The 18,175-nt window shown below is 62.0% G+C and carries 16 protein-coding genes; 11 read left to right on the top strand and 5 right to left on the bottom strand.

The window, feature by feature from the left end; genetic code table 11:
• The 9 genes from AOA61_RS32235 to AOA61_RS15525 all read left to right on the top strand — a co-directional run.
• Positions 1-90, top strand: a 90-nt coding sequence (locus AOA61_RS32235; protein WP_256583417.1) for a hypothetical protein, incomplete at its 5' end; no start/stop codon positions are given.
• Between the two features lie 277 nt (positions 91-367).
• Positions 368-1,246 (top strand): 50S ribosomal protein L11 methyltransferase, encoded by an 879-nt coding sequence (gene prmA / locus AOA61_RS15565; RefSeq protein WP_099602087.1) that lies wholly within the window; start codon positions 368-370, stop codon positions 1,244-1,246.
• 30 nt (positions 1,247-1,276) lie between these two features.
• Entirely contained in the window at positions 1,277-2,509 is a 1,233-nt protein-coding gene (locus tag AOA61_RS15560; protein ID WP_099602086.1) for a DUF3426 domain-containing protein, read from the top strand.
• A 185-nt stretch (positions 2,510-2,694) separates the two neighbouring features.
• Positions 2,695-3,708 carry a tRNA dihydrouridine synthase DusB gene (gene dusB, locus AOA61_RS15550; RefSeq protein ID WP_099602084.1) on the top strand — a complete coding sequence of 338 codons (1,014 nt, stop codon included), beginning with the start codon at positions 2,695-2,697 and terminating at the stop codon, positions 3,706-3,708.
• Complete coding sequence (gene fis / locus AOA61_RS15545; protein WP_032890623.1) at positions 3,705-4,025, top strand: DNA-binding transcriptional regulator Fis; 321 nt, start codon at positions 3,705-3,707, stop codon at positions 4,023-4,025. Before dusB ends, fis begins: the two co-directional genes overlap by 4 nt.
• Before the next feature lie 81 nt (positions 4,026-4,106).
• Positions 4,107-5,714 (top strand): bifunctional phosphoribosylaminoimidazolecarboxamide formyltransferase/IMP cyclohydrolase, encoded by a 1,608-nt coding sequence (gene purH, locus AOA61_RS15540; protein WP_032890621.1) that lies wholly within the window; start codon positions 4,107-4,109, stop codon positions 5,712-5,714.
• Between the two features lie 177 nt (positions 5,715-5,891).
• Positions 5,892-7,184 carry a phosphoribosylamine--glycine ligase gene (gene purD, locus AOA61_RS15535; protein WP_095186033.1) on the top strand — a complete coding sequence of 431 codons (1,293 nt, stop codon included), beginning with the start codon at positions 5,892-5,894 and terminating at the stop codon, positions 7,182-7,184.
• Positions 7,185-7,285: 101 nt separating this feature from the next.
• The gene (locus AOA61_RS15530; protein WP_032890617.1) at positions 7,286-10,060 is read left to right on the top strand and encodes a hybrid sensor histidine kinase/response regulator; all 2,775 of its coding nucleotides are present in this window, start codon (positions 7,286-7,288) and stop codon (positions 10,058-10,060) included.
• A 165-nt stretch (positions 10,061-10,225) separates the two neighbouring features.
• Complete coding sequence (locus tag AOA61_RS15525) at positions 10,226-10,822, top strand: MarC family protein (RefSeq protein WP_032890615.1); 597 nt, start codon at positions 10,226-10,228, stop codon at positions 10,820-10,822.
• On the opposite strand, the gene AOA61_RS15520 is transcribed toward AOA61_RS15525, so the two are convergent.
• The 5 genes from AOA61_RS15520 to cobG all read right to left on the bottom strand — a co-directional run bounded on the left by AOA61_RS15520 (position 10,819) and on the right by cobG (position 16,109).
• The gene (locus AOA61_RS15520) at positions 10,819-11,598 is read right to left on the bottom strand and encodes a hypothetical protein (RefSeq protein WP_099602083.1); all 780 of its coding nucleotides are present in this window, start codon (positions 11,596-11,598) and stop codon (positions 10,819-10,821) included. The two genes, AOA61_RS15525 and AOA61_RS15520, sit on opposite strands and share 4 nt — an antisense overlap.
• A 234-nt stretch (positions 11,599-11,832) precedes the next feature.
• The gene (cobJ, locus tag AOA61_RS15515) at positions 11,833-13,470 is read right to left on the bottom strand and encodes a precorrin-3B C(17)-methyltransferase (protein ID WP_099602082.1); all 1,638 of its coding nucleotides are present in this window, start codon (positions 13,468-13,470) and stop codon (positions 11,833-11,835) included.
• On the bottom strand, positions 13,470-14,201 hold the full coding sequence (locus tag AOA61_RS15510; RefSeq protein WP_032890609.1) for a precorrin-2 C(20)-methyltransferase: 732 nt from the start codon (positions 14,199-14,201) through the stop codon (positions 13,470-13,472). The genes cobJ and AOA61_RS15510 overlap by 1 nt, the downstream gene beginning before the upstream one ends.
• Positions 14,201-14,827 (bottom strand): precorrin-8X methylmutase, encoded by a 627-nt coding sequence (locus tag AOA61_RS15505; RefSeq protein ID WP_032890608.1) that lies wholly within the window; start codon positions 14,825-14,827, stop codon positions 14,201-14,203. Before AOA61_RS15505 ends, AOA61_RS15510 begins: the two co-directional genes overlap by 1 nt.
• The gene (gene cobG / locus AOA61_RS15500) at positions 14,820-16,109 is read right to left on the bottom strand and encodes a precorrin-3B synthase (protein WP_277422596.1); all 1,290 of its coding nucleotides are present in this window, start codon (positions 16,107-16,109) and stop codon (positions 14,820-14,822) included. Before cobG ends, AOA61_RS15505 begins: the two co-directional genes overlap by 8 nt.
• Before the next feature lie 95 nt (positions 16,110-16,204).
• Here cobG and cbiE point away from each other — a divergent pair, with 95 nt between their 5' ends.
• Positions 16,205-17,410, top strand: a complete 1,206-nt coding sequence (cbiE, locus tag AOA61_RS15495) for a precorrin-6y C5,15-methyltransferase (decarboxylating) subunit CbiE (RefSeq protein WP_099602080.1) — start codon at positions 16,205-16,207, stop codon at positions 17,408-17,410.
• On the top strand, positions 17,407-18,126 hold the full coding sequence (locus AOA61_RS15490; protein WP_099602079.1) for a cobalt-precorrin-6A reductase: 720 nt from the start codon (positions 17,407-17,409) through the stop codon (positions 18,124-18,126). The genes cbiE and AOA61_RS15490 overlap by 4 nt, the downstream gene beginning before the upstream one ends.
• Positions 18,127-18,175: the final 49 nt, after the last annotated feature.

Genomic DNA, 18,175 nt, shown 5'->3' with positions numbered 1-18,175 from the left:
CCGCTGCATCGGGACCTGGTTCGTGATGAAGGCTTCTGCGAAGGTGGTGTGAACATTCACTACCTGGAACACAAACTGGCCAACCAGTAAGTGCTCCACCCAACAAAACCGCCTTCGGGCGGTTTTGTTGTTTCTGCACACCTGTTTTCCAGGATGCACACAGTCCAAATGTGGGAGGGGGCTTGCTCCCGATAGCGGTGGATCAGTTACAGATACTGAGGCTGGCACACTGCAATCGGGAGCAAGCCCCCTCCCACATTTGGTCCGCATTCACTCAGTAATGTCGTCTTATGCTGTTCGCTCGCGTAAACTTGCGCGCTTTCGCGACCTCGCTCGTCGCACACTCATTTTTTCAAAGGTGCCCGCCATGCCTTGGCTGCAAGTCCGTCTCGCCATCAGCCCAGAACAAGCCGAAACCTATGAAGACGCTTTCCTCGAAGTGGGCGCCGTCTCGGTGACCTTCATGGACGCCGAAGACCAACCGATCTTCGAACCGGAACTCAACACCACCCCGCTGTGGTCCCACACTCACCTGCTGGCCCTGTTCGAAGACGGCACCGATGCCGCTGCCGTGCTGGCCCATATGGAACTGCTCACCGGCGGCTCGCTGCCTGAGCATCACAGCGAAGTGATCGAAGACCAGGACTGGGAGCGCAGCTGGATGGATAACTTCCAGCCGATGCGTTTCGGTCAGCGTCTGTGGATCGTGCCGAGCTGGCATGCCGCCCCAGAGCCTGACGCGGTCAACCTGCTGCTCGACCCCGGCCTAGCGTTCGGCACCGGCACCCACCCCACCACCGCACTGTGCCTGGAATGGCTCGACGGCCAGGACCTGACCGACAGCAACGTGCTGGACTTCGGCTGCGGCTCGGGGATCCTGGCGATTGCCGCCCTGCTGCTGGGCGCCAAGGAAGCCGTGGGCACCGATATCGACGTGCAGGCCCTGGAAGCCTCCCGCGATAACGCAGGGCGCAACAACATTCCTGAAGGCAAATTCCCGCTCTACCTGCCTGAAGACCTGCCCCAGGTACAGGCCGATGTGCTGGTGGCGAATATCCTCGCCGGGCCGCTGGTTTCCCTGGCACCGCAACTGTCGAGCCTGGTTAAGCCGGGTGGGCGTCTGGCGCTGTCGGGCATCCTTGCCGAGCAAGGCGAAGATGTCGCTGCCGCCTATGCCCAGGATTTCGAGCTGGATCCGATCGCTAACCGCGATGGCTGGGTACGCATCAGCGGGCGTCGGCGCTAGAATGAGCGCTTGCCTGAATCGGATGGCCGCATGACCGACAGTTTCGTCACCCAGTGCCCGCATTGCCAAACACGCTTTCGCGTCAACCACGCTCAATTGAGCGTGGCCCGTGGCGTGGTGCGCTGCGGCTCGTGCCTGCAAGTGTTCAACGCGGCTCGCCAGTTGCTGGAGCAGCGCGCCCATGCGCCGGAGCCTGAACAACCGGTGATCGCGCTGCCCCCTGAGGCACCGCGCGCCATCAGCCAAAAGCAATGGACCGCCGAAGAGCTGGACCTCGACAACCTGGACCTGGACGAAGAACTGGCCAAGCTGGAGCGCCGCGAGATTCAGCACACGCTGCCCGTGGGCGCGGAGCGTCGCCAACCGGGTGCCGAGCGCAGGCAGAAAGAAGACGCCCTTAGCGCAAGCCGCGAGACCGTCAAGGCAGAAGAAGAAAAATGGGCCGCCAGCCTGTTCAGCGAGCCGCCTGAAGAGCGCACCAACGTCTCGGAAGACGAGCCGGAATCGACCAAAGTCCCAGCAACCAAGCAGCGCACCGAACCGTCCATGTCGCATCACATCGACACTATCGACGACGAAACGCCGTTGCGCGCTTCGCCCGATGATGACGACATCGACCCACCGTTCACCCCGCTCACCCAGTCAGCGGACGAACTGGAACCCGAAGAGCGCCCCCAGTTTCGCCGCAAACGCCCACGCCCCGAGGCCGGCGCTCACGACGACCTGCTTCAGGACCTCGAAGACGATCCGCTGCACCTGTACGCACAAAAACGCCCGCAGGGCTTGGGCCGCCGCCTGATCTGGATGCTGCTGGTGCTGATCGCCGCGGCCGGTCTGGCAGGCCAGTACATCGCCTACCAATTCGACGACCTGGCCCGCCAGGACGCTTACCGCCCATGGTTCCAGCAACTGTGCCCCACACTGGGCTGCACGGTGCCGTCACGGGTCGATATCGCCCATATTAAGAGCAGCAACCTGGTGGTGCGCAGCCATCCGGAATTCGCAGGAGCGCTGGTAGTGGATGCAATCATCTATAACCGCGCGACGTTCTCCCAGCCGTTTCCGCTGCTGGAGCTGCGTTTTGCCGACCTCAATGGCAGCCTGATTGCCAGTCGTCGCTTCAAACCCGCCGAATACCTCAGCGGCGAGTTGGCCGGTGTTAGCGAAATGCCATCTCAGACCCCGATCCATATCTCCTTGGACATCCTTGATCCGGGCAACAAAGCCGTGAATTACAGCCTGAGCTTCCACTCGCCCGAGTGAGGCGACCCATGCGCCGAAGCTTGACGGTGGATTATTGACTCGGCGCCGCGCATCCAAACCGGTGGCGATAAAGAAATAACTGTTCAGATTTTATCCAATCCAGCCTTTATCCAGTCATCGAGAGCGGGTATCATGCCAACCCTTTTTCGAACTCTAATGATCCGGCCCCACAACAGGGAAGTCCTATGTCGGCGGTACGCATCGGCCCATATACATTGCAGAACGGCTTGATCCTCGCCCCAATGGCGGGCGTCACCGACCAGCCCTTTCGTCAGCTGTGCAAGCGTTTGGGCGCGGGTCTTGTAGTCTCGGAAATGGTCACCAGCGACATGAGCTTGTGGAACACCCGCAAATCGCAGATGCGCATGATCCACGAAGGTGATCCCGAGCCCCGCTCGGTACAGATCGCCGGCGGTGATGCGCAGATGCTGGCGGATGCGGCCCGAGCCAATGTGGAGTTGGGCGCACAGATTATCGACATCAACATGGGCTGCCCGGCCAAGAAGGTCTGCAACAAGGCCGCCGGTTCCGCACTATTGAAAGATGAGCAGTTGGTTGCCGAGATCCTGCAGGCCGTTGTCGCCGCAGTGGATGTGCCGGTAACCCTGAAGATTCGTACCGGCTGGGACCGGGACAACAAAAACGGCCTGACGGTGGCGAAGATCGCCGAACAGGCAGGCATTACAGCGCTGGCAGTGCATGGCCGCACACGCGCCGATCTATACACCGGTGAAGCCGAGTACGACACCATCGCCGCAATCAAGCAGGCAGTGTCGATGCCCGTGTTTGCCAATGGCGACATCGACTCAGCCGAAAAAGCCCGGCGCGTGCTGCACGCCACCGGTGCCGATGGTTTGTTGATTGGCCGGGCCGCCCAGGGGCGTCCATGGATTTTTCGTGAGATCGAACATTTTCTGCGTACCGGTGAAGTCTTGCCTGCGCCGGAGTTGGTCGAGGTGGAACGTATTCTGCTTGAGCATCTGGCTGCACTTCACACCTTCTATGGAGACGTGATGGGCGTGCGCATTGCTCGCAAGCATGTGGGTTGGTATCTCGCAACCCTGCCGGGCGCCAGGGAGTTTCGCGCCGGGTTCAATCGTTTGGATGAAACGCAAGCACAGGTCACCGCCGTTCGTGAGTTTTTTGCCGAGCGAGACAAGAGCCTGAGAGCAGGGGACGGAGAAGGGGTGGCCGCATGACGATGATGACCGAGACTTTAGTGAGTGGAACAACACCCGTGAGCGACAACGTCAATTTGAAACAGCACCTCAACACGCCGAGCGAAGAAGGCCAGACCCTTCGCGGGAGTGTCGAGAAGGCGCTGCATAATTATTTCGCCCACCTTGAGGGCGCTTCCGTCACGGATGTGTACAACCTGGTGCTCTCCGAAGTCGAGGCGCCCTTGCTCGAATGCGTGATGAACTACGTCAAGGGCAACCAGACCAAAGCCAGTGAGCTGCTGGGCCTCAACCGTGGCACCCTGCGTAAAAAGCTCAAACAATACGATTTGCTGTAAGCATTCAATCCAACCAGAAAGGCGCCCGCGTAAAACCGGTCGCCTTTTTTGCTGACTCCTTTGCTTTTGATGGAAATTGAAATGACCGACCAGACTACCCGCCTGCCGATCCGCCGCGCCTTGATCAGTGTCTCCGACAAGACCGGGATCCTCGAATTTGCCCGGGAGCTGGAAGCCCTGGGCGTGGAAATCCTCTCCACAGGCGGGACCTTCAAACTGCTGCAGGACAACGGCGTGGCCGCAGTAGAAGTCGCGGACTACACCGGTTTCGCAGAAATGATGGACGGTCGGGTCAAGACCCTGCATCCGAAAATCCACGGCGGCATCCTCGGCCGTCGCGGCATCGACGACGCCATCATGACCGAGCACGGCATCAAGCCGATTGACCTGGTAGCGGTTAACCTCTACCCGTTCGAAGCCACCATCAACAAGCCAGGCTGCGACCTGCCGACCGCCATCGAGAACATCGATATCGGCGGCCCGACCATGGTTCGTTCGGCAGCCAAGAACCACAAAGACGTGGCCATCGTGGTGAACGCCGGTGACTACGCCCAAGTACTGGAAAGCCTGAAAGCCGGCGGCCTGACCTACGCCCAGCGCTTCGACCTGATGCTCAAGGCGTTCGAACACACCGCCGCCTACGACGGCATGATCGCCAACTACATGGGCACCGTGAACCAGGCCGCCGAGACCTTGAGCACAGAAGGCCGCAGCCAGTTCCCGCGCACCTTCAACAGCCAGTTCATCAAGGCCCAGGAAATGCGCTACGGCGAGAACCCGCACCAGAGCGCGGCGTTCTACGTGGAAGCCAAACCTGCCGAGGTGGGTATCGCCACTGCGACCCAACTGCAAGGCAAAGAACTGTCCTACAACAACGTGGCCGACACCGACGCCGCGCTGGAATGCGTGAAGAGCTTCGTCAAGCCGGCCTGCGTGATCGTCAAGCACGCCAACCCATGTGGCGTGGCCGTGAGCCCGGACGCCGAAGGCGGCATCCGCCAGGCGTACGAACTGGCCTACGCCACCGACACCGAGTCGGCGTTCGGCGGCATCATTGCCTTCAACCGTGAGCTGGACGCCGAGACCGCCAAGGCCATCGTCGAGCGTCAGTTCGTTGAAGTCATCATCGCCCCTTCCGTCAGCGAAGAAGCCCGCGCCATTGTGGCTGCCAAAGCTAACGTGCGTCTGTTGGCCTGCGGTGAATGGTCGGCTGACCGCGCCGCAGCCTGGGACTACAAGCGCGTCAATGGCGGCTTGCTGGTTCAGAGCCGCGACATCGGCATGATCGGCAGCGAAGACCTGAAAGTGGTGACCAAGCGCGCCCCTACCGAGCAAGAGATCAACGACCTGATCTTCGCCTGGAAAGTCGCCAAATACGTTAAATCCAACGCCATCGTCTACGCCAAGAACCGTCAGACCATCGGTGTCGGCGCTGGCCAGATGAGCCGCGTGAACTCGGCGCGTATCGCCGCAATCAAGGCTGAGCACGCTGGTTTGCAGGTTGTAGGTTCGGTGATGGCATCCGATGCGTTCTTCCCGTTCCGTGACGGCTTGGACAATGCAGCCAAGGCCGGCGTAACCGCCGTTATCCAACCGGGCGGCTCGATGCGCGACGCAGAGGTTATCGCCGCTGCTGATGAAGCTGGCATCGCCATGGTCTTCACCGGCATGCGCCACTTCCGTCACTAAACACCACTGCTTTCCTACTGTAGGAGCGAGCGGGACGCCTAGTTCTTGCTCGCGAAAAGCCCGAGAACGCCACGGGGAGTCAGATGCCCCCCGTTATCGTTGACGATCTTCGCGAGCAAGAACTAAGCGTCACCCTCGCTCCTACAGAAAGCACAGCGTTTCACAGAGGTTTTTGAAATGAATGTTTTGATCATTGGCAGCGGTGGCCGTGAACACGCCCTGGCCTGGAAAGTTGCCCAGGACCCACGTGTCCAGAAAGTTTTCGTAGCACCCGGCAACGCCGGTACCGCCATTGAAGCCAAGTGCGAAAACGTCGCCATCGACGTGCTGGCCCTTGAGCAACTGGCCGACTTCGCCGAGAAAAACGTCTCCCTGACCATCGTCGGTCCGGAAGTCCCTCTGGTCGCCGGTGTTGTGGACCTGTTCCGCAGCCGTGGCCTGGACTGCTTCGGCCCTACCGCTGGCGCTGCCCAGTTGGAAGGTTCCAAGGCTTTCACCAAGGATTTCCTGGCACGCCACAAAATCCCGACCGCCGACTACCAGAACTTCACCGAGATCGAGCCGGCCCTGGCTTACCTGCGTGAAAAAGGTGCGCCAATCGTGATCAAGGCCGATGGCCTGGCCGCCGGTAAAGGCGTGATTGTCGCCATGACCCTGCAGGAAGCCGAAGACGCCGTGCGCGACATGCTCGCCGGCAATGCCTTTGGTGACGCCGGTTCGCGCGTTGTCATCGAGGAATTCCTTGATGGCGAAGAAGCCAGCTTTATCGTGATGGTCGATGGCAAGAACGTACTGCCGATGGCCACCAGCCAGGATCACAAGCGCGTCGGCGACGGCGACAGCGGTCCAAACACCGGCGGCATGGGCGCCTACTCCCCTGCCCCGGTGGTCACCAGCGAAGTGCATCAACGCGTGATGGACCTGGTGATCTGGCCGACCGTGCGTGGCATGGCCGATGAAGGCAATGTCTACACCGGTTTCCTCTACGCCGGTCTGATGATCGACAAGGCCGGTAACCCGAAAGTCATCGAGTTCAACTGCCGCTTCGGCGATCCGGAAACCCAACCGGTGATGCTGCGCCTGCAATCGAGCCTGGTGCTGCTGGTGGAAGCCGCCCTGGCTCAAGCCCTGGACAAGGTTGAAGCACAATGGGATCCACGCCCGAGCGTTGGCATTGTGCTGGCGGCCGGCGGTTACCCTGCCGACTACGCCAAGGGCGATGTGATTGAAGGCCTCGACGCTGCCGCTACGCTGGAAGGCAAGGTGTTCCATGCGGGCACCGCGCTCAAGGATGGCAAGGTTGTGACCGCCGGTGGCCGTGTACTGTGCGCCACGGCAATGGGTGCCAGTGTCGACGCTGCGCAGCAACAGGCTTATGCACTGGCCAAGAAGATCGACTGGAAAGGTTGCTTCTATCGCACGGACATCGGCTACCGCGCCATTGCCCGCGAGCGTGGCGAAACCCAGTAACACTAGCTATCCGTTCGGTTAGGCAAGGGCCCAAGGCCCTTGCCGTATAAGGCTGCCCCGCGCATAGTTAACCGTGCATCAACCTACGAAGGGATTTCGCCGTGCGCTGGCTCAGGATCGCCATAGGTTTCACTGTCAGTCTGCTGACGCTGCTCTGCTTGCTCCCGGCCCAGGCCGCCGCGCAAGGCAGTGGCTGGGCAGTATTGCTTGATGAACAGGCCGACCTGCAACTGAGCGACATCCGTTCGCCCCGCTACACCAATCAATTCAGCCCCATCGAACTGGACCGCGTTACTGCTGCGCAGCCGGACGGTGCGTTGTGGGTGCGGTTCAAGCTGCAACCCGGCAAGCACGAACAAGTGCTGCGGATATTCGCTCCGGACCTGTCGCACCTGAGCCTCTACGTGCTGGACGGCGACACACTGGTCGAGCAACAGAGCACCGGCACCCGCCAGCCCCAGTCGGAACGCCCGTTACCCAGCAGCGACTTCATGCTACCGATGCCCCAGAGCCAGAAACCTCTTGAGGTCTACCTGCGTCTGGTGTCGGAACACGAACTTCGCCCCTATATCACCTTGGAACCGGCCGTGCTGGTCGCCGCCGACCAGACCCAGACGCTGATCTACGGCCTGCTGTTCGGCTGTCTGTTGATGCTGATCCTGCACAACCTCACACGCTTCGCTTACCACCGCTCGCGCAGCAGTCTATGGCTGGCAGCATCCGAACTGTTGTTGATGCTCAGCCTGGCGCTGCTGCTCAACCTGGTGGGCCCATGGCTGCCGAATTGGCACGGGATTCAGACCCCTGGCGCCTACCTGGCCCTGCTGCTGACCGCACCGTGCGGGCTGATGTTCGCCTATCGTTTCTTCATGCCCCTGGGTCCACACCCGCTGAACAAATTGTTGATGGCCGATATTCTGTTTATCGTGCTGTGTGGCCTGCTGTTGTTGTTCGTCAACACCCTGCCGCTGAACATCATGACCTACGCGCTGGTGGCGCTGGCGGGCCTGAGCATGCTGTTTGTCTCGTCATATCACTGGCAGAAAGGCTACCGCCCGGCACGCTTGTTCGTAGCCGGCATGGTGGTGTTCAACATCGGCACGCTGATCATCCTCCCCGCGTTGCTGGGCCTGACTATGGTGTCGCCTCAGGGGTTGATCATCACGCTGCTGGCGTTCATCTGCCTCAGCGGTCTGTTGATGAGCCTGGCCATGGGCGAGCGCCAGCGCGCGATTGTTGAGGCTCGCTTCAGCCTCAGTCGCGACCTGGCCGCCAGCAACGCCGAGATTGCCGCCAAGGCCGAGTTCCTGGCCAAGATCAGCCACGAAATCCGTACCCCCATGAACGGCGTGCTGGGCATGACCGAGTTGCTGCTGGGCACGCCGTTGTCGGTGAAGCAGCGCGACTACGTGCAGACCATCCACAGCGCCGGCAACGAGTTGCTCACACTGATCAACGAAATCCTCGATATCTCCAAGCTCGAATCCGGCCAGATCGAGTTGGATGACGTGCAGTTCGATCTCAATGCCCTGATTGATGACTGCCTGAGCATCTTCCGCGCCAAGGCCGAGCAGCAGAATGTCGAGTTGATCAGCTTTATCCAGCCCCAAGTGCCGCGCGTCATCAGCGGTGACCCCACACGCCTGCGCCAGGCGCTGCTGAGCCTGCTGGAAAACGCCCTGCACAAGACCGATGAAGGCGAAGTGCTGATCGTCGTTGCCCTGGACGACCGCAGCACCAAGCCACGCCTGCGCATTGCCGTGCAGGACAGCGGCCTGCCGATGGAGGCCGCCGAGCGCGACGCGCTGCTGCACAGCGAACTGCACAGCAAGAACTTCCTCTCGGCCACTCGCCTGAGCGGCCACTTGGGCCTGGTGATCGCACGCCAACTGATCATGCTGATGAACGGCGAGTTCGGCATCAAGAGTGGCAGCCATCAAGGCAGCACGTTGTGGCTGACCCTGCCGCTGGACCCGGAACGCCTGGAACACCCTACCTCCGACCTCGATGGCCCGCTCAAGGGCGCGCGCGTGTTGGTGGTGGACGACAACGACACCTGCCGCAAAGTGCTGGTGCAGCAGTGCACGGCCTGGGGCCTGAACGTCAGCGCGGTGCCATCGGGCAAGGAAGCCCTGGCATTGCTGCGCACCAAGGCGCACCTGCGTGATTACTTCGACGTGGTGCTGCTGGACCAGAACATGCCCGGCATGACCGGCATGCAACTGGCGGCGAAGATCAAGGAAGACCCGAGCCTGAATCACGACATTCTGCTGATTATGCTCACCGGCATCAGCAACGCGCCAAGCAAGGTCATCGCGCGCAACTGTGGGATCAAACGCATCCTCGCCAAGCCGGTCGCCGGCTACACGCTCAAGACCACCCTGGCCGATGAACTGACTCAACGCAGCAAAGGCGGCGTGCAGCCTCGCCCAGTGTTGAACGCCCCGGCTGCGGTGATCGTACCGAGCGATTTCAAAATCCTGGTGGCCGAAGACAACAGCATCTCAACCAAAGTGATTCGCGGCATGCTCGGCAAACTCAACCTCAACCCGGACACCGCCAGCAACGGCGAAGAAGCGCTGGAAGCGATGAAGGCCCAGCGCTACGACCTGGTGTTGATGGACTGTGAAATGCCGGTCCTCGATGGCTTCTCGGCCACCCAGCAGCTGCGTGCGTGGGAAGTCAGCCACCAGCGCATTCGCACACCGGTAGTGGCGCTCACGGCGCATATCCTCTCGGAACACAAAGAACGCGCACGCCAGGCAGGGATGGATGGGCATATGGCCAAGCCGGTGGAATTGTCGCAGCTGCGTGAGCTGGTGGAGTTTTGGGTGGCACAGCGTCAGCAGCGGGCGGAACACAGCACGGTTTCATGATCTGGAATGCAATGCCAATGTAGGTGGGGGCTTGCCCCCGATGGCGGTGGTTCAGTGACAGGTAATCTGACTGTTACACCGCCATCGGGAGCAAGCCCCCTCCCACATTTGAAGCCTATCGCCTGATAGACTCTCCCCCACTTTTCCTGCCGCGAGCCACTCCCCATGCTCCACGTGTTATTCAGCGTCTACCTGAAAATGCTGGTGCTCTACAGCCCGTTCTTCGTGCTGTCCTGCTTTATCAGCCTGACCCGTGGCTACTCCAGCAAAGAACGCCGACGCCTGGCCTGGAAAGTGGCGCTGGCGACCCTGGTGTCGAGCGTATTGCTCTATCTGTTCGGCCGGGTGATTTTCAGTGTGTTCGGCATCACCGTGGATGCGTTTCGCATCGGCGCCGGCAGTGTGTTGTTTATTTCGGCCCTGGGCATGGCCCAAGGCAAGTCAGCGGTGCAGACCGATAACGTGCAGCAGGACGTGACCATCGTGCCGCTGACCATTCCCCTCACCGTCGGCCCCGGCACTATAGGTGCGTTGCTGGTGATGGGCGTCAGCCAGCCCCATTGGGATGACAAGATCACTGCCATCCTCAGCATCGCCCTGGCCAGCTTCACCGTTGGCGTGGTGCTGTACCTGTCCAACCGTATTGAACGCATTCTCGGTGACCAGGGCTTGCAGATTGTCAGCCGGTTGATGGGGTTGTTCGTGTGCGCCCTCGCCGCGCAAATTATCTTTACCGGCGTGCGTGGTTATCTGGTGCCCTAAATCCGGTACTTGGCAATTGCCAACTGCACTTTGTCGCCCGCACTCTCGCGCATCAATTGGATGGTTTTTTCGTTGACCACCGAGGTATTCAGCACCAGGCAGGTTTGCCCGCTGAAGGCCTCGACCGAGGAGCTGTCCCATTCAAGGAACGGCAACCCCACCTGCTTACTCACGCTTTGAGTGCTGTAAGTCACCAGCACCATTGTCAATTCGCCGTCCGCTTCTACGCAGGACGCCAGGCCGAAATCACCGCCCTGGTGCACCGTACTGTTGCGTTTGAACAGCTCAAAGGACGCCGGTTGTTGCTTCATGGCCTCCAACGCATCGGCCGCCAGTTTAGGCAGCGCCGTGATCAATGGTCCCGAAACCGACATCGATGCCAGCATCGTGGCGATGATATTCAGGGCCGCCAACTGCACCGACAAGCCCTTGCCCGAATGTGAGACCCGCTCGAAACGGCTGCGCATCGGCAGCCAACCCAGGCTGATCATCACCTTGATAAATTCGTCGTACCAGGCCTCGGTACCTCGGTGAATCTTCAATACATCGCTGACATAGCTGCTGGCCAACAAATAGCTTTTGCGGATGTATTCCCGGCTCAGGCCGGACAGCCCCTCGGCAAACGACATGACGCTGTTGTTCACCACGGCAGCGTTGCAATCATCCTCGGCATTGATCGCCAGGGACGGCTGCTTGCCCGGCGCACCCGGCAGTTTGTAGGCGGCGATCAACTTGCGCCTTTTCGTACTGTTGATCCTTTTGTGTTGTCGCTCCATTTCAGTTCTCCACAAGCACCCCACATGGGGCTTGCTTGAACACTAGTCCAGGGGGCGATGGCCTTTCCATACGACAAACATCCCTTGGCCAGACACGCCAACCAACCCACCCCAGCAATCACGCGGTGGCCCCGTGAGCGCTCGGTTTTTCCTCGTGTAAAAAAGAAAAAGCCCCGAACAACAGCAGGACAATCACTGCGTCATTCGGAGCTTTCCAGCAGCCAACAGGCCGTTTCAGGAGACGGGTTTTTCGCCGTACCAGCGAGGCGTATATACCCACTCACCACCACCGGCACGGGGGAATGTGCAGGTGGTGGACGAGCCGATCAGCACCATGGTGCGCATGTCCACTTGGTCAGGCGTGAGTTGCCCAAGGGTGGTGACACGCAATGTCTGGCCCGGCCGGCCGATATCGCGGCCCAGCACCACCGGTGTTTGCGGCGTACGGTGCAGCGCGACGATTTCCAGGGCGCGGCCCAACTGCCACGGGCGTGACCGCGAGATCGGGTTATAGAACGCCAGGGCCAGGTCGGCCTGGGAAGCCAGATCCAGGCGCTTCTCGATAATCGACCACGGCTTGAGGTTGTCCGACAGCGACATGACGCAGAAATCATGGCCCAACGGCGCACCCGCCTGAGCTGCGGTGGCCAGAGAGGCCGAGACACCGGGCAGGATCTCCAGGTCGACCTGATGCCAGGCCGGATCGCTGGACTCGTGCAACGCCTCGATCACCGCCGCCGCCATGGCGAACACGCCAGGGTCACCGGACGACACCACCACCACCGAACGCCCTTGGGCGGCCAGCTCGAAGGCATGGCGCGCGCGCTGCATTTCTTCGCGATTGTCGGTGCAGTGCTGAACCTGATCGGCGCGAAATGGCCCGGCCATGCGCACGTAAGTTTCATAGCCCAGCACATCGGTGCAACGTGCCAGTTCGGCTTTCACCGCCGGCACCATCAATTCGGCGGCGCCGGGGCCCAGGCCGATCACGGCAAGGCGGCCACGCGGGCGGCCAACGCGCGACAGGTCTAACGGCTGCTCGGCAACGTCAATCACGATGTCGGCATCCTGGATAACCCTGGTGAAACGCAACGGCACTCCCAATGCCGATGCGGCTTCATGCAGCGACGCCTCGGCCATCTGCGTGTCGCTGGCCAGCAGGCACGCCAGGGATTGCACGGCGATGCCGGCATCATGCAAAGCCCCTCGCACTCGCGCAGCCAAATCCGCACCCGGCTTGCAGGTGACAGATACCATCTTCGGATAGATCAGCAATTCATTGGCCGCCGGCACGCGCTCGGCAGTGCCCACGTGAATCGCCAAACGCGCTTGCTGGTCTTGCGGCAAATTCGCTTGATCCAGCCACGGCGCCGCGCCTTCGATACGCACGCGTTCGCCGGCCAGCAGGTCGGACACGAAGCGCTTGCCCAGCTCCAGATCCGCCAGTTCATAACCCGCAGGTGGGTTGAGCAAACAAGTGCCGAAACGCAGCTCACCACTGGTGGTGATCGCAGCCGCCACGTTGAGTGCGGCCGCGATGTCCCGCGCCATTACGTTCACACCGCCCAGGCCACCGAGCAACGGCACCACGGCGCTGCCATCTTCCGCCACGGTCAGCACGGCAGGTTCTTCGCCTTTTTCCAGCAGTAGCGGCGCCAGGGTGCGGATCACGATACCGGCGGCGCACAGGGCAATCAGCGGCGTGCCTTGCTGATACAACTGACGCAAGGTGGCGCCGAATTCGCTGTAAGCCTGGTCCGCACCTTCAACCCGTCCGGCCAAGCCGTGGATCACTGCGCCGGGGTACACCTGCTGGATCTTGCGCGCGGTCGCCAGGCTGCCCTGGCCGAGGATGACAATTGCCGGATTCATCACCCTTGCCACCGTTCACCGGGCACGATGATCAGCGAGAAGTACGGTGAGGACGACGGGTCAACCTGATCCAGTGGCACGATTTTCTGGTTGGCCATGGTGGCGCGCTCCACATACAACGCGCGCTCGGCCAGGCCGAGTTCTTCCAACACTTGGCGCACCTTGGGGAAGTTGCGGCCCAGTTTCATGATCACCGCCGCGTCGGCATCCGCCAGGCGGCGCTTGAGGTCTTCATGGGGCAGCACACCCGAGAGCACCGACAGGCTCTGGTTGCGGTACACCAACGGCGCGCCCAGCACGGACGCGCCACCGAGCATCGAGCACACCCCCGGAATGACCTGCGCTTCGTAGCGCTCGGCCAAACGGTCGTGCAGGTACATGTAGGAGCCGTAGAAGAACGGATCGCCTTCGCAGATCACCGCCACATCGCGGCCGGCGTCCAGGTGCGCGGCCACGTCGATGCTGGCGGTGTCGTAGAAGTCGCTGATCACTTGCTCGTAGGACAGCGGCGCCGGCAGTGCCTCGGTGGTCACCGGATACACCAGCGGCATCAGGGTCTGTTGCGGCACCAAGTGGTCCTCGATGATGCCGAACGCGTTGCCCTTCTTGCCCTTGGCGACGAAGTACGCCACCACTGGCGATTCACGCAGCAGTCGCAGGGCCTTGAGGGTGATCAGCTCCGGGTCGCCGGGGCCGACGCCCAGGCCGATCAAACGTCCGCGTGCCTGCATTATTCGACCTCCGTGGCGAGTGCATTGACCGCCGCAGCGGCCATGGCGCTGCCGCCCAGGCGGCCTTGCATGATCACGAACGGCACACCACGGCTGTCAGCGGCCAGCATCGCCTTGGATTCGGCAGCACCGACAAAGCCCACGGGGAAACCGAGGATCAACGCCGGTTTCGGTGCGCCGGCGTCGAGCATTTCCAGCAGGTAGAACAACGCGGTCGGCGCGTTGCCGATCACCACCACGCTGCCTTCCAGGTGCGGGCGCCACAGCTCCAGGGCAGCGGCGGAACGGGTGTTGCCCAGCTCGCGCGCCAGCTGCGGCACGCTGTCATCGCGTAGGGTGCAGATCACCTCGTTGTTGGCCGGCAGGCGCGCGCGGGTCACGCCTTCGGAGACCATCCGCGCATCACACAGAATCGGTGCGCCAGCGGCCAGCGCATCGCGCCCGGCCTTGCCGGCGCCTTCGGAGAATTGCAGGCCGTCGATGGCGTCGACCATGCCGCAGGCATGAATCACCCGCACCGCGAGTTTTTCCAAATCAGCCGGGATACGGTCCAACTTGGCTTCCGCGCGAATAATGGCGAAGGAGTTGCGATAGATCTCCTGACCGTCGCGGATGTAATCAATCATCGATGTTGCTCCGTGGACGAGCGCGCAACAGGGCGCTCGCCGCTTCAATGGAAAGAGTGCGCGCGTGCAGCCGGCCGAAACCTGGGTGGGCTGCATCGCGAAAATAGAGGTCGTAGTGGCCGGGGCTCACCGCCAGCAAGGTGACCGGCGCAGTGTGCGCGGCGGCGCAGGAGCGCGGGCAGCCGGTCAGGTGCACGTCATGGTCGAGTTGCTGCGCAGCCAGTTGCAGGGCATCGGCCTTGGTATCGGCCAGGGCCTTGGCGCAGCCGCTGGAACCGGTGCAGGCGGTCAGGCGCGCCAGCGGTTGGTCGATGGTGCAAAGAAAGCCCAACTGCGCCAAGCGCTCGGTCACGGCGTGAGGTTTTTCGACGTTGGGCAACAGCACGCCTTGCCAGGGGGTGAAGCGCAAGGTGCCGTCGCCATAGTCGCGGGCGAGTTGTGCGGCGCCCTTGAGCATCGTCGAATCCAGGCGACCCAAGGGGGCGATGGCAGCGACATAGAACTGATTTTTTTGAGGCTGTGGATAAGTGCCAAGGTGCAGTAAAGCGCCACTGGGCGGGCGTTTGAAGCCATCGATCGGCAGCAGCGGCAGGCGCAGATGGCTCAGTAAGTTATCCACAGGCAAATGGCGCATGCGTGTTTGTTCTGGGGTGGCCAGGTCGAGAAAGGCTTCCAGCACGGCCACCACCAGCGCGTGGCCCTGATCCAATGGCACAGCTGCCAATGGCGCATCCAGGCCCGGACAGCCGGCCAGACCGAACGCGAGCAGCGTCTCGCCATCGCGTAGGAACGCCGACAGCCACAGATCGTGATGATGTTCGAGCATCGCCAGATCCTCACCGCCATCCAACTGCACGGCGAACTTGGCCGACAACTCATGGAAACGCGGGTGGTTTTGCAGGGTGGCGAGGATCTGCTCGGCCAGCGGGCGGGTGTCGAACAGCATCTGCGGGTCGATGCCGGCGCTGGGGCTGAGCATCAGATTGCGCACATCGTCACCGGCGGCGTTGCTCGGGCCGAGGCCTGCGGCCAGCAGCGTGGCAATCAGCGCATCCTGCTCGGCGCCGATCCCGCGTATTTGCAGATTGGCGCGGTTGGTCGCCTCGATCACCCCGCCGGCATAGGCCTGGGCGGCATCGGCCACAGCGTCGGCTTGGGCTGAGGTGATCGAACCACCGGCCAATTTGATCCGGCAGATACCGCCATCCAAGGCCTGGACGATACGCAGCAACCCCGGACAAGCCGAGGGGCGCAAGGTATTCAGAGCGGGCGTTGGGTTCACGGGGCTACCGGTTCACAGGTAAAGGCGCGGTATTATGCCTGCTTTGTCCGGCGGCATGAAAAGCCTGCCCGTCGGATGTCGCTCAAGGAATGGATATGTCGCCCTGGCTGACGGTTGTAGGCATCGGTGAAGACGGCTTCAAGGGCCTGGGCAGAAATGCCCGGCATGCCCTGCTGCGCGCCACGCGGATTATAGGTGCTCAGCGCCAGTTGGACCTGTTGCCGGTGTGTATTCGCGGCGAGCGCCAAGTGTGGCCGAGCCCGTTTTCCCTTGAGCCGGTGCTGACGCAGCGCGGTACGCCTGTGTGTGTGCTGGCCAGCGGCGATCCGATGTTCTATGGCGTGGGGGCCAGTCTGGCGCGGCAGGTCGCGGCTGAAGAACTGCTGATTTTACCGGCGCCGTCGTCGGTGTCGTTGGCGGCAGCGCGGCTGGGCTGGCCGTTGCAGGAAGTGGTGACGTTATCCGTGGTGGCCCGACCGTTGGCGGCGATCAATGCGCATCTGGCCACGGGGGTGCGGTTGCTGGTGTTGAGCAATGACGGCAGCAGTCCTGCGTTGATTGCTTCGTTGCTGGCTGAGTCCGGGTTTGGGCCCAGCCGGTTGAGCGTGTTTGAACACCTGGGCGGTGTCGACGAGCGGCGCATCGATGGCTTGGCTGATGATTGGCAACACGCGCGCGTCGCTGATTTGAACCTGATCGCCATCGACTGCCTGGCCTGCAGCGACACACCGCGCCTGTCGCGCATCGCTGGCCTGCCCGATTCCGCCTTCCACCACGACGGCCAACTGACCAAACGCGATGTGCGCGCCATGACCCTCGCCCGCCTCGCCCCGATGCCCGGCGAACTGCTGTGGGACGTGGGCGCGGGCAGCGGCTCCATCGGTATCGAATGGATGCGCGCTCACCCGAGCTGCCGCGCATTGGCGATTGAAGCCGACGCAGGCCGCCAGGGCCTGATAGAACACAACCGCGACGCCCTCGGCGTGCCGGGTCTGCAACTGATTCGCGGCAAAGCGCCGGACGCCTTGCATGGTCTGGAGGCACCGGACGCCATCTTCATCGGCGGCGGTGTCACCCGCGACCGCGTGCTCGACACCTGCTGGCAACACCTGCGCCCCGGCGGTCGGCTCGTCGCCAACGCCGTGACCCTGCAAAGTGAAATGACCCTGATGAACTGGCGCGCTCAACATGGCGGCGAACTGACGCGCATCCACGTCGCTCAGGCCCAGCCGCTGGGTGAATTCGATACGTGGCGGCAGGCGCTTCCGATCACCTTGCTGGAAGTGGTCAAGCCGCGATGAAACGGATTCTGCTGTTGGGTGGCGTGACCGAAGCGCTCGCCATCGCTCGCACGTTGGGCCCGGAGCATATCTACAGCCTGGCGGGCGTGGGCCGTGTGCCAACGGATCTCACCTGCCAAGTGCGTGTCGGCGGTTATGGCGGCGCCGAAGGATTGGCGCAATTTGTTCGCGACGAACAGATCAGCCTGATCCTCGACGCGACCCATCCGTATGCGGCGCAGATCAGCCGCAATGCCGCCGAGGCGGCAAAGGTGTGCTGTGTGCCGTGCTGGGCATTACGTCGCCCGGCGTGGCAACCGCAGGCCGGTGACGATTGGCGTGAGGTGAGTGACTGGGCCGAGTTGATTACGGCGTTGAAACCCTTCAAGCGCCCGCTGTTCACTTTGGGCCGCGAGCCGTTGCAGCATCTTGATGAAATCCCCGCCGACCAGTTCTGGACGCTGCGCGCGCTGGATGTGTATCCGGGCAATGAGCGGTGTGAAGTGATCGGCGCCCGTGGACCGTTTTTGATTGAAGACGAGCGGGTGTTGTTTGAACGGCGTGGGACTGATGTGCTGATCAGCAAGAACAGTGGCAGCACAGCCACCGAGCCGAAGTTGGAAGTGGCGCGCGAGCGTGGAGTGCCGGTGTTGGTGTTGAAGCGGCCGGTATTGGCGGCGGTGGACCGGGAGTTCCCAACGGTGGCGGCGGTACTGCAGGCAATCCACTCGCCTTGAACACCGAAGTTCAAATGTGGGAGGGGGCTTGCTCCCGATTGCAGTAGAT

Origin of the sequence: Pseudomonas sp. 2995-1, assembly GCF_002742505.1 — a bacterium.
Classification (GTDB): domain Bacteria; phylum Pseudomonadota; class Gammaproteobacteria; order Pseudomonadales; family Pseudomonadaceae; genus Aquipseudomonas; species Aquipseudomonas sivasensis.
This window is presented reverse-complemented; position numbering and strand designations above follow the sequence as displayed.

Excerpts from the sequence above, each read along its gene's own strand:
- prmA (WP_099602087.1), top strand. The coding sequence starts at position 368 with ATGCCTTGGCTGCAAGTCCGTCTCGCCATCAGCCCAGAACAAGCCGAA.
- AOA61_RS15560 (WP_099602086.1), top strand. The coding sequence starts at position 1,277 with ATGACCGACAGTTTCGTCACCCAGTGCCCGCATTGCCAAACACGCTTT.
- dusB (WP_099602084.1), top strand. The coding sequence starts at position 2,695 with ATGTCGGCGGTACGCATCGGCCCATATACATTGCAGAACGGCTTGATC.
- fis (WP_032890623.1), top strand. The coding sequence starts at position 3,705 with ATGACGATGATGACCGAGACTTTAGTGAGTGGAACAACACCCGTGAGC.
- purH (WP_032890621.1), top strand. The coding sequence starts at position 4,107 with ATGACCGACCAGACTACCCGCCTGCCGATCCGCCGCGCCTTGATCAGT.
- purD (WP_095186033.1), top strand. The coding sequence starts at position 5,892 with ATGAATGTTTTGATCATTGGCAGCGGTGGCCGTGAACACGCCCTGGCC.
- AOA61_RS15525 (WP_032890615.1), top strand. The coding sequence starts at position 10,226 with ATGCTCCACGTGTTATTCAGCGTCTACCTGAAAATGCTGGTGCTCTAC.
- AOA61_RS15520 (WP_099602083.1), bottom strand. The coding sequence starts at position 11,598 with ATGGAGCGACAACACAAAAGGATCAACAGTACGAAAAGGCGCAAGTTG.
- cobJ (WP_099602082.1), bottom strand. The coding sequence starts at position 13,470 with ATGAATCCGGCAATTGTCATCCTCGGCCAGGGCAGCCTGGCGACCGCG.
- AOA61_RS15510 (WP_032890609.1), bottom strand. The coding sequence starts at position 14,201 with ATGCAGGCACGCGGACGTTTGATCGGCCTGGGCGTCGGCCCCGGCGAC.
- AOA61_RS15505 (WP_032890608.1), bottom strand. The coding sequence starts at position 14,827 with ATGATTGATTACATCCGCGACGGTCAGGAGATCTATCGCAACTCCTTC.
- cbiE (WP_099602080.1), top strand. The coding sequence starts at position 16,205 with ATGTCGCCCTGGCTGACGGTTGTAGGCATCGGTGAAGACGGCTTCAAG.
- AOA61_RS15490 (WP_099602079.1), top strand. The coding sequence starts at position 17,407 with ATGAAACGGATTCTGCTGTTGGGTGGCGTGACCGAAGCGCTCGCCATC.